8 protein-coding genes and 1 pseudogene are annotated in these 10,035 nt (G+C 73.0%); 4 read left to right on the forward strand and 5 right to left on the reverse strand.

Annotation, left to right across the window (positions count from 1 at the left end):
* Positions 1-358: 358 nt before the first annotated feature.
* Together CCN56_RS31245 and CCN56_RS31250 are read right to left on the reverse strand one after the other, a co-directional pair.
* Positions 359-1,156: pseudogene (locus CCN56_RS31245) on the reverse strand (phosphatidate cytidylyltransferase); the annotation flags it as partial.
* The gene (locus tag CCN56_RS31250) at positions 1,153-2,940 is read right to left on the reverse strand and encodes a histidinol-phosphate aminotransferase family protein (RefSeq protein WP_086831284.1); all 1,788 of its coding nucleotides are present in this window, start codon (positions 2,938-2,940) and stop codon (positions 1,153-1,155) included. The gene CCN56_RS31250 and the pseudogene CCN56_RS31245, both read right to left, overlap by 4 nt.
* Positions 2,941-3,137: 197 nt before the next feature.
* Between CCN56_RS31250 and CCN56_RS31255 the strand changes: the two genes are divergently transcribed.
* Both CCN56_RS31255 and CCN56_RS31260 read left to right on the forward strand, forming a co-directional pair.
* Positions 3,138-3,677: a 2'-5' RNA ligase family protein gene (locus CCN56_RS31255; protein WP_086831285.1), complete on the forward strand. Its 540-nt coding sequence runs from the start codon at positions 3,138-3,140 to the stop codon at positions 3,675-3,677.
* A 304-nt stretch (positions 3,678-3,981) separates the two neighbouring features.
* The gene (locus tag CCN56_RS31260; protein ID WP_086831286.1) at positions 3,982-5,622 is read left to right on the forward strand and encodes a hypothetical protein; all 1,641 of its coding nucleotides are present in this window, start codon (positions 3,982-3,984) and stop codon (positions 5,620-5,622) included.
* 483 nt (positions 5,623-6,105) lie between these two features.
* On the opposite strand, the gene CCN56_RS43950 is transcribed toward CCN56_RS31260, so the two are convergent.
* From CCN56_RS43950 to CCN56_RS31270, 3 genes are all read right to left on the reverse strand, one after another.
* A complete protein-coding gene (locus CCN56_RS43950) occupies positions 6,106-6,279 on the reverse strand; it encodes a hypothetical protein (protein WP_218779469.1) in 174 nt (57 codons plus the stop codon).
* Positions 6,280-6,362: 83 nt separating this feature from the next.
* Positions 6,363-6,563, reverse strand: coding sequence for a helix-turn-helix domain-containing protein (locus tag CCN56_RS43955; RefSeq protein ID WP_218779470.1), 201 nt, complete (start codon positions 6,561-6,563; stop codon positions 6,363-6,365).
* A 399-nt stretch (positions 6,564-6,962) separates the two neighbouring features.
* A complete protein-coding gene (locus tag CCN56_RS31270; protein ID WP_086831287.1) occupies positions 6,963-7,577 on the reverse strand; it encodes a ScbR family autoregulator-binding transcription factor in 615 nt (204 codons plus the stop codon).
* A 127-nt stretch (positions 7,578-7,704) separates the two neighbouring features.
* On the opposite strand from CCN56_RS31270, the gene CCN56_RS31275 reads away from it, so the two are divergent.
* Both CCN56_RS31275 and CCN56_RS31280 read left to right on the forward strand, forming a co-directional pair.
* Positions 7,705-8,625 carry a ScbA/BarX family gamma-butyrolactone biosynthesis protein gene (locus CCN56_RS31275; protein ID WP_179200049.1) on the forward strand — a complete coding sequence of 307 codons (921 nt, stop codon included), beginning with the start codon at positions 7,705-7,707 and terminating at the stop codon, positions 8,623-8,625.
* Between the two features lie 24 nt (positions 8,626-8,649).
* Positions 8,650-9,846 (forward strand): FAD-dependent oxidoreductase, encoded by a 1,197-nt coding sequence (locus tag CCN56_RS31280; RefSeq protein WP_179200050.1) that lies wholly within the window; start codon positions 8,650-8,652, stop codon positions 9,844-9,846.
* Positions 9,847-10,035 lie beyond the last annotated feature (189 nt).

Raw genomic sequence — 10,035 nt, forward strand, 5'->3', positions numbered from 1 at the left:
ACACGACGAAACTGGCCGAAGTACCGCTCAGTTCGGCCAGTTTCGTCGTGTAGCAGTCGTACGCGTGGTCCACCGCCCGCTGTTCGCCGGCGAGGATCTCGTCCCGAATGGTGGTGCTCATGTGCGTCCTCCCTGCGGTGCCGGGGGACACCGCCACGGGCATGTGCCCGTACCCCGCTGAAACAACTATCAGAAAGCAGATGCTGACGAACAGTCAGTGGATCAGTTTCAGGACGAGGTCGCCGAGGCCGCCGACGTCGTGGACCTCGTCGACGAAGTACGGGGCGGTCGACAGTGGAGACGTCTCCGATCGGTGCGGCTGCAGACCGAACGCCCACCAGACCGCGAATGGCTGGCTCAGCACCAGCAGCACCGCCAGGGCGACGAGGAGGGAGTCGATACGGTCCAGCAGACCACCGGAGCCGGCAAGCCAACGACCGGCGTCCTTCACCCGGGCACCCCGCTTGACCATCGACTCCAGCAGGTCCCCGAGCGGCCCGCCGACCGCCACGGCCACCGCCGTCTGCCACGTCAGGGACGACAGCACGGCGAGCGTGAGCAGTCCGGCCGCCGCCCCGGCCAGCGTGCCGCTCCACCGTTTGGCGGGCGACAGCGCGGAGAGCCGGGGGCCGCCGAGACGGCGACCAGCCCCGTACGCGACGATGTCGGCGATCGACACGGCCACGAACAGGACGAGGCCCACCGCACCCGACGGGACGAGACCGGCCAGGGCACCCAGCCACACGAGCCCGAGCACGCCCGCCCCCAGACGACGGAGCCCGTGCTCGGCGTCGCCCGACAGCAGGGGCACCCCCGCGATCGCGAGCGCCCCGACCGCCGCGACCCGAAGCACCTCCCCGGGAGCCAGCCAGGCGGTCAGGACGAGCCCGACGACCGCTGCGCCGAGCGCCGCCCGGTCCACCGCGCCCAGCCGCAACAGCCCGCCGAACTCCGCCACCGCGACCACCCCGACCACGGCCGCGAGCACCGCGATCCCCGGCGGCCCGAGCCAGAACGCACCCGTGACCACGGGTACGCCGAGCGCCCACACACACCAGCGGACCATCAGCTCACGCCGCCGGGTCGCCGCCACCGCGAGCCCGCCGATCGCCAGTGCTCCGCCGAGGTACGGCACGAGACCGGGGACCGTCGTCACCGGGAACCCCCGCCGCCCGGCACATCCGCCGCCGTGACCGGTGCCGCCACCGTCACCGTCGCCAGCGTGCGCAGCGCGTCCAGGGCGCTTCGGCAGGCCGCCACGATCCGTGCGTTCTCCGCCGTGTCGCGGACGGCGATCCGGACGGTCCGTCCCTCGTACGCAGGGGACATCGGCGACAGGTCCCGCAGATAGACGTCGTGGCGTCGGCACTCGTGCACCAGCCGGGCCGCGCTCGGTCCACTCGGCGGCAGGGTCACGGTGAGGAAGTTCGCCACCCCCTCGTCGACCGAGGAGAAACCGTCGAGCTCCGAAAGCCCGGCGGCGAGCTCCCGCCGCAGCACCGCGGTACGCGCCCGGCGCTCCGCGTAGTACCCGGGGTCGCGCAGCGCCGTCACGGCGGCCAGCTGGGCCGGCAGGCTCACGGGCCACGGCGGCGTCCAGCGGCGCAGCTCCCCGGCCGTGTCCGGGTCGGCCACCAGATACGCGGCCCGCATCCCCGACAGCGCGTACATCTTCGACAGCGACGTGCACACCACGACCCGGGCATCGGCCGAGGCGAGCCCGGCCAGCGACTCCGCAGGATCGACATAGCCCAGATACGCCTCGTCGATCCACCAGCGGGTCCGCGCGGGAGAGGCCTCGATCACCGCGCGCAGCGCGTCGGCGGGAGCGTGGCGGCCCGTCGGATTGTTCGGATTGACCACCACCACGAGGTCGTACCGCCCGCTCCCGGTCGCGGCGGCGAGCCGGGCCGGATCGAGCAGCCAGCCGTCCTCCCGGCGCAGCCGGAGCCGGTCCACCCGGCAGCCGATCACCCGCTCGGTGACATGGGCGTACTCGCCATAGCTCGGATCAAGGAGCAGCACCCGGCTCCCCGGCGTCAGCCACCGGCCGAACGCCCGGAAGATCAGATCGGACGAACCCGCCCCGACGACCAGCGACTCCACCGGCAGACCACGGCTCCCGGCGATCTCCGCGAGCAGCCCTTCCGCACCCGTCGGCGGCGAGGTCCGCGCCGCCCACCCCGGATCCTCCGACAACACCGCGCGGACCTTCGGTGACGGGGAGAACCAGGCGTCCAGCACATCGGCCGCGACCACCTCGTGACGGCGGGTCAGCGTCCGGAAGTCCGTACCGATCGCGGAGAAGAAGGCACCGCCGTGCTCGCAGCCGTCCGCGCGCGGCGCGAACTCCACGTCCAACCGCCAGTCGAGGCCCGTCCGCAGCCGCTCCAAGGTCCGGCCGTGACGTTCCCGGACCGTCCTCGTCAGCTCGGCCACGGAACCACTCAGCACCTCGAACGAGACCGCCCCCGAGCGGACCGTCCGCCCCACCGGCCGCAACCCGGCGGCGAGGTACATGTCAAGGAGTTCCGTGCGTCCCATCGCCACCACCCGGCGGCCGCCCCGCGCCGCGACCCAGCGCAGCGCCGCGTACATGAGGAGCGGCGCCGCCACGGTGGACCGCCAGCGCTCCTCGACGGTCAGGACGCGGATCTCGAACGGCGCCTCTTCCGACAGGACCGGCAGCTCCTCGCGCGTCAGGTACTTGTCGAGGGAGTAGCGACCGACCCACGGCGGGGTGAGGCTGACGAAACCGATCCGCGTCTCCCCGCGCGCGGCCACGAGATACACGTTGTCGCCGTCGAGCCCGTCGCTCAACCGCCCGGACGGATGCACCGGATGCTGGCCCAGTTCCTCCGCGTACACCCGGTGCCGCAGCTCGTGGATCCAGTCGTGATCGTCGGGCGTGGCTGCGCGCAGCCGTATGGCATGGTCCATGCGTATGTCTCCCCGAGACGGTCCGGCTTCGCGCCCAGCATGCAGAAGCCCGGCAGGCGACACCTGAGTACGTGTACTCACTTCGGTCACCGAACCTCTTGAGCCCCTGGTGATGCGTGACGGTCAGGGCTTCCAAGATCCAGACCGGCTCGATAATCGGGTGGGCGGCCGTGTCCCGGGTGGCAGGATGCCGTGCCGTGGCAGATGACAGCTCCAGCACCTTTCAGGCAGGCCAGACAGCACTCATAGTGAAGATCCCCGAGGTGGAACGTGCGGTCCGTGGATGGCGTGAACGGCTCGACCCCTCAGCCCGAGCCGGTGTGCCGGCACATGTGACCGTGCTCTTCCCGTTCCTCGACGAGAGCCGCATGGACGTTTCCGTCCACTCGGCCATCGCCGACACCCTGCACAGCCACCGGGCCTTCGACCTGCGATTCGAGAGATGCGGACGTCTCCCCGAAGTCCTGTACCTCGTCCCGGAACCGGACACGCGGTTGCGGCAGCTCACACGGGCGATCGCCGACCGGTGGCCGGAGACTCCGCCGTATGGAGGCCGGTTCTCCGAAGTGATCCCGCATCTCACCGTTGCCCAGCGTCAAGAACCCGCCGTTCTGGACGAGGTCGAAGCCGACCTGCTGGGCGATCTCCCCCTCACCGCTCATGTCTCGTCGGTCGAACTGATCGTCCACGACGGCACGAAGTGGCAGGAACGGGCGTCCTTCGCACTCCGGGAATGACGAGGGGGCGAGCCTGGGTGGCCGACGCCCACCGTGCCCCGGTCACCGAGGTTCCTCCTTGACCGGCGTCGGCGTGTCCGGCGCGTGCACCAGAGGCACTCGAGGAGTCCGCCGCAGCGGGGTGGTGCCAGGGCTGCGGACCGGCAGGGCAGGGCGGGCGGCTTCGGGGGCGGCCGGCCGCCGGCGCGAGGGCTCGGACCGATGGTCGGCGGGGGCGGCGGAGGTTCGCCGGCTGGTTGTCGGCGGTGCGGCGGTCGGCGCCCACCTGCCGCCGCTGCGGCAGGCCATGGCCGATACTGCCTGCATGGGGGATCACGACACCGTCCGGGTACGTCTGCGCGCCGCCCTGCGCGCCGACGACCCGTGGAGCGCGCTGCACGCGCTGAACACCGACCGGCCCGGCGGCCTCGCCGAGGCGGTCGAGGAGCTGTACCGGTCGGACGCGGACCGGGCCGCCTTCCGCCCCTACCTCGCCTGGTTCCTCCGGGCGCTCGGCGAGACCGGTGACGAGGTCCTGCTGCGGTTGTTCGCCGAGCCCGCGTTCGCCGCCGAGGACCGCCGGGACCTGCTGAGGGCCGCCGTGGCACGCGGACTACGGCTGCCCGCGGAGCTGCTGCGTACGTACGGGGAGGAGGCCCCGGAATCCAGGGGGAGCGGTACTCGCGCCGACGGCCCGCCCGCCCCCGAACTCGTCGACGCCATGGGACTCTCCGGCGACCCGTCCTTCGCCCCGCGCCTCGGCGCCCTCCTCGAAAGCCCCGCCGCGCGCGGCCGCGCCGCGCTCGCGCTGGGCCGTCTCGGTGCCCGCGAGTGGACGGCCCCGATCGCCGGCCGGCTGTCCGAGGTGACCGGGCTCGACCACACCGCGTTCACCGTCGCCCTGGAGCTGATGGGCGATTCCGCCGCCGTGCCGCACCTGCTTCGATGGCTGGCCGAGAGCGGCGAGGAACGGGTGCACGACGTCCACCACGCGCTCGTACGGCTGACCGGACGCGACCCGCTCCTGCCGGAGCTGGCGCGCGGGGCGGCGTACGCGGCAGCCGTGCGCGCCGCCTGGGCCGACGGGCGCACCGAGCGCGAGCCCGTGGTGGTGCGGGACCTGGTCGTCGAGTCCGGCGCGCGGGCCCGGTTCTCCGTCGACGGGGGAGCGGGCCGGATCCGGGTCGCCTCCGACCTGCCGTCGCCCGGCTCCTCCTGGCCGCGCTGGGACCGGTCCCTGACGTTCGACGGGAAGCCGCTGTACCGGGTCGGCTCGTTCTGCGACACGTGCGAACTGGGCCTGACGCTGTTGGGCTGGCCGGACGGCGAGGCGACCCGGATCGCGGCCGGCATGCGCGGGCGGCTGGCCGGCCTGGACCGACTCGACACCGCGCTGCTCGCCGAATGGAGCCCGGTGCTCGGCGAGTTGGAGACCGGTCACTACCGTGCCCTCCTGCTCGACCTCCCGCTGGAGCGCGTGTCCGAGCCGGCCCGGTCGTGGTGGTACCGCCGCGTGGCGGGCCGGGTGGAGGAGTACGGCGACGACTCCGAGTACGGCGACGACCGTCCCGAGGACCACTGGCCCGGCGTCCCGCACTTCCAGCTCACCGCGCCCGTTCCGGGCGGCCGGGTGCCGTTCACGTACGGCGCGGTCCTCCCTTCGCAGCCGCCGGAGGCGCTCGACCCGGCGACCGTCGCCCGGCACGCGGCCGCCGTCGCGGCGGGGGAGCGGCCCGCCGCCGTGGTTCTCGGCTGGATCGACGACCGGTACGTGGAGGCCCGGCACGAGGAGCGGTGGCTGGTCGGTGCGGTACTCGACGGCCATCACCGGCTCGCCGCGTACGCGGCCGCCGGCGTGCCGGCCCGGGTGCTCCTGCTCGCTCGCGTGGGCGGTGGCGGCGGTGCCGACGGCGGCCTGGAGGGACTGGCGGAGGTGGCCGCGGCGTACGGCTGCCGCCGGGACTGACGGCGGCGCCGCGGGCGGGCATGAAGGGGGCGGGACCCTCTCTCCGTCGACACCGGCCGTCCGTCGCATCGGAGGGCCCGCTGGTCAGGGCCGGGGAGGTCGAGCCGACCGGCCGTGTCCCGTCCGAGGGGCATGGGGAGCGGAAAGACACGGTGGTCGCCATGGCCCTGTTCGCCGGCCCTGGAATCGCCGACGATCCGTACGGGGCCGCGCCGATCGTCCACTGGCGCGATGTCCGCCGGCAGGAGAAGAACCCGGGGGTCTGGCCGGTGACGCCGGATCACGACCGGCCCCGCTGGGAACGGGTACCGCTGGAACGGGTGGGACCGCTCCGGTTCGGTACGAGTCCGCCGCAGGTGGCGGCCGCACTCGACGACGAGACGCCCGCCGGCCGGATGGAGCTTTCCCCCGGCTGCAACGGAGCGGCCGCCCCGGCCGGGGGCCAACTGGACCTGGACACGGCCAAGGTCGGGGACACCTCGGTCAGCGAGCCCACGTTCTGCGCGGAGCACGGGGAGAGGAGAGAGCGAACGGCTGCGCGATCCGCGACTCGAAGGCCTCGGCGCAGGCGTCGCGCAGCCGCTCGCTCTCCCCGCCCATCTCCAGCGTCACCACCGAGACCGGGCATCCCAGCTGGAAGTCGCTGTCGTCGAGCATCCCGTCAGTTCGTCGATCACACGGCCCAGCGCCTCGCCCGCCGTGCCGGGACCCGTCGCCGAGCCGGTCACGAGAGAGCCGAATCATGCGGCCGCGAGCGCGATGGCCTTCTGCCCCAACGCCTCCTTCCCCTGGGAGTAGTGGAAGTAGAGCGACCCCTTCGGGGCGCCCGCGTGCTCCACCACCGCGTTGAGTCCCGTACCGCCGTATCCGTGCCGCTGGATCAACTCCAGCATCGACTCCGCCAGCCGCAAGCCGGTCTCGGCTCCCTTGGTTCCCGTCATGATTGAAGAATGGACCGGTCTACATATTTTTCAAGACGCCGGATCGTGGTCGAGGCGAGGTGGGTGACGGAGCCGCAGGGGCCGGCCGCTGGGGGCGACGAGGTGACGTCGAACGCGATCTGCCTCCCGTACCCGCCCGGGGACGGTGGCGCTGCCGGTCTCGCGGAGGGTACTGCTGTTCCACCGGTCGACGGGGTCGGTTCCGGACCGGGGGAGGGGGCGGTCTCCGTGAAAGCGGTTCGGAAGACCCCGCCCAGGGGGCGCGCCGGACGGGCCGGGAGGGGCGGTGCGGACGGAGGGGCCGGACCTCGACCGGTCCGGCCCGCCACGGAGTCCGCTACGGCACGCAGGGCCTTGGAGTCCATGAACCCGGTGGCCCGGTGACGACGACCCGCAGGGTCACGCGCGCTCCTGCACGAGGGCGGTGGGAAGGGTGATCCCCGCGATGACGTCGGCAGGCGCCAGGGCGGGCAGGATGCATCGCCACATGTCGGAGATCCGGCACGGCAGGTCGGTCCGGCTGGTGGAGAGTTGCGACATGATCTGGGTGCCGGTGTAGGCGGCCACCAGCAGGGAGGCGAAGGCGGTCTCGTCGGCCCCGGGGAGGAGTTGGCCCTTGCGTCGCGCGGCGACCAGTTCGTCGTGGAACTTCCGGGCCCACCACTCGTAGATCGCGTACTCGTGGAGGTCGGCCTCGTTCTGTTCGACGGCGAGCCGGATGCCCGCGCGCAGCAGGGTGTTCTGCTGCATCTCCACGGCGAGGTAGAAGGTCATGTCGATCAGGTGCTGGAGGCCGGGCTCCCCCGGGGGGAACTCCAGGTCCTTCGCCTGCTCGTGGATCACCGCGCGGGCGAGTCCCTCCTTGGACTTGAAGTGGAAGTACACGGACCCGGTCGTCAGGCCGACCCGGTCGATGATCTTCAGGATGCTCGCCCGGGTGTAGCCGACCTCGTCGAACACCTCAGCGGCGGCCCGAAGGAGGACCTCCCGCGTGCGGACGGCGCGCTGCTGCATGGGTCGAGTGCCCTCTTCCACCTGCACCTGCCCCCTCTCGACAAAATAAAATAATGACCTCTATCATTTCATGACGTGCGCTGACGCGCCAGAGTGAGTGGCTCATGAGCCGGTTGGGGGAACTGCCTTGTCATCGCTTGACCTCGTCCACGGTGAGGCGGCCTTATTCGCCGCGCACGTGCCCCAGGTCTTCACCCACAAGACGAACCCGTCGGAAGTCCTGCTCACCGGCTGGTGCCGGACGGGTCCCGACGCCTTCGTCGTCACGGCCCGCTGGCCGCGGGCCCACGGGTTCTACGTCCACCGGAACGGTCTGCTCGACCCCTTGCTCCTCAGCGAGTCGATACGCCAGGCCCTGCCCCTGCTCTCGCACGCCGCGTACGACGTACCGCTCGACCACCACCTGCTCTGGCAGGACTTCCGCTGGGAGCTCGACCCCGCCGCGGCGCGCGACGAAGGGCACGGTGCCGACGTCGAGTTGCGCGTCACGGCCACCGACGTGAAGTACCGCGGTACGAGGGCCGCGGGCATGGTCCTCCACGTGGAGGCGTGGCGGGAGGGCGCCCGACTGGCCGAGGCCCGGACGCACTTCACCATTCAGGGCCGCGCCGTGTACCGGCGGTTACGCGGACAGTACGCCGACCTCGTGCGCGCCAACGCCCGCGCCCTTCCCGCCCCGCCGCCCGTGCCCGTGACGGGCGGACGACGCGACGAGGACGTCGTGCTCGCGCACGCGGACGGCGCGGGACGCTGGCAACTGCGGGTGGACACCTCCCACCCGATCCTCTTCGACCACCCGGTCGACCACGCCCCGGGCATGCTGCTGCTGGAAGCGGCGCGCCAGGCCGCGCAGGCCTCATGGCCCCGGACGACCGCGGTCGTGGGCATGGAGGCCGTCTTCACCCGTTACGCGGAACTCGACGCGCCGTGCTGGATCGACGCCCGTCCGCTCCCGGGCGCCCCGGCCGGCCGGCAGCGGATCCTGGTCATCGCCCGGCAGCACGACGAGGAGATCTTCACCGATGTCGTCACCCTGGGCGAAGCCTGAGGGCCTGGACACATGGACGCCGCGTTGACCGATCCTTCCCGCCCGGACCGCGTTCCCTCCCCGTGGACGGTCGACGCGAGTGCCCCGGACCCGTCGCGGCTGCGCGTCCTGGTCGTCGGCGGCGGCATCGGCGGTCTGGCCACCGCGCTCGCCCTGGGACGGCGCGGCCACGACGTGCTCGTCCTGGAACAGCGGCCGGCCCTCACCGAGAGCGGCGCGGGTGTCCGGCTGGCCCCCCGGGACTTCCAGCTCCTGTACGGGCTGGGCGTCGGGGACGCCGTACGGGAACGGTCGCTGACGCTCGACGCGTTCCACGTCCGGGACGGCTCGACCGGAGAGCTGGTCACCTCGGTGAAACTGCCCGCCTGCGGCCACCCCTCCTCCCTGGCGCACGCGACGGCCCACCGGCTGGACGTGTACGAGCCCCTGCTCGAGGCGTGCTGGGAGCTGGACTCCGTACAACTGCGCACCGACAGCCACGTCATCGGCCACACCCGGCAAGGAGGGACGGTGCGCGCGATCCTCTCCGACGGGCGCACCGTGACGGGCGACGTCCTGATCCTCACGGACGGCGCCCGCCCCGGCGTCCACCGCGACACGGAACGGGGCCGCGGCGGCTCCGGGGAGCGGCTCGCCGTCTACCGCACGGTCGTCCCCATGGAATCGGTCGCCGACCGGTGGCAGGAGAGCGCGGCCATCTGCTGGATGGGACGGGACTGGCACCTCTCGCACTATCCGCTGCCCGACCACCGGTACCTGAGCCTCACCGCGACCCGGCACCACCACACCGGCGACAACCTCCACGGCGCCCGGGTGGGCCTGGACGAGGTGCTCGGCGCGTTCCCCGGGATCGGGGCCGCCGCCCGCAACGTCCTCACCACGGGCAGGCACTGGCGGGCACTGACGCTCCCCGCCCGCCCGGCCGCCGCGGACCGGGTGCCCGGCCGGACCGCGAGGGTCGGCGACAGCGAGCACGAGGCGCACCGGCCGGAGACCGCCTGCCTGCACCGGGCGCTGGAGGACGCCGTCGCGCTCGGCAGCTCCTGGGACGCCTCGGGCGCCGGTGTCCACGGATGGCTCGCCGACTACGACGCCCGGCGCGGCGAGCGGATGCGGCGGGGCGGCGCGGAGCACGGGGCCCGGTACCGGCACGGCCACTGGGTGGACGACCTGACCCTCGTCGACCACGTCCTGTCGAAGGACTTCGCCGGCTCGTGCTGAGCGGCGCCGGACCCTCGCGGTCCGGCCGGGCACCCGGTCCGCGGCGGCGGGGCGGGCGGGGAGCGTCAGTGCCCGCCAGTGCCTGCCCGTGGTGAGGACGTTGCGGGCGGCGGCCCCGATCCCGGGGAACGCGCCGAGCACCTCGTCCAGGCCCACACGGGCGCCGTGGACGTTGTCGCCGGTGTGGTG

The organism is Streptomyces sp. NRRL B-24572, assembly GCF_002156145.1.
Taxonomy (GTDB): domain Bacteria; phylum Actinomycetota; class Actinomycetes; order Streptomycetales; family Streptomycetaceae; genus Streptomyces; species Streptomyces vietnamensis.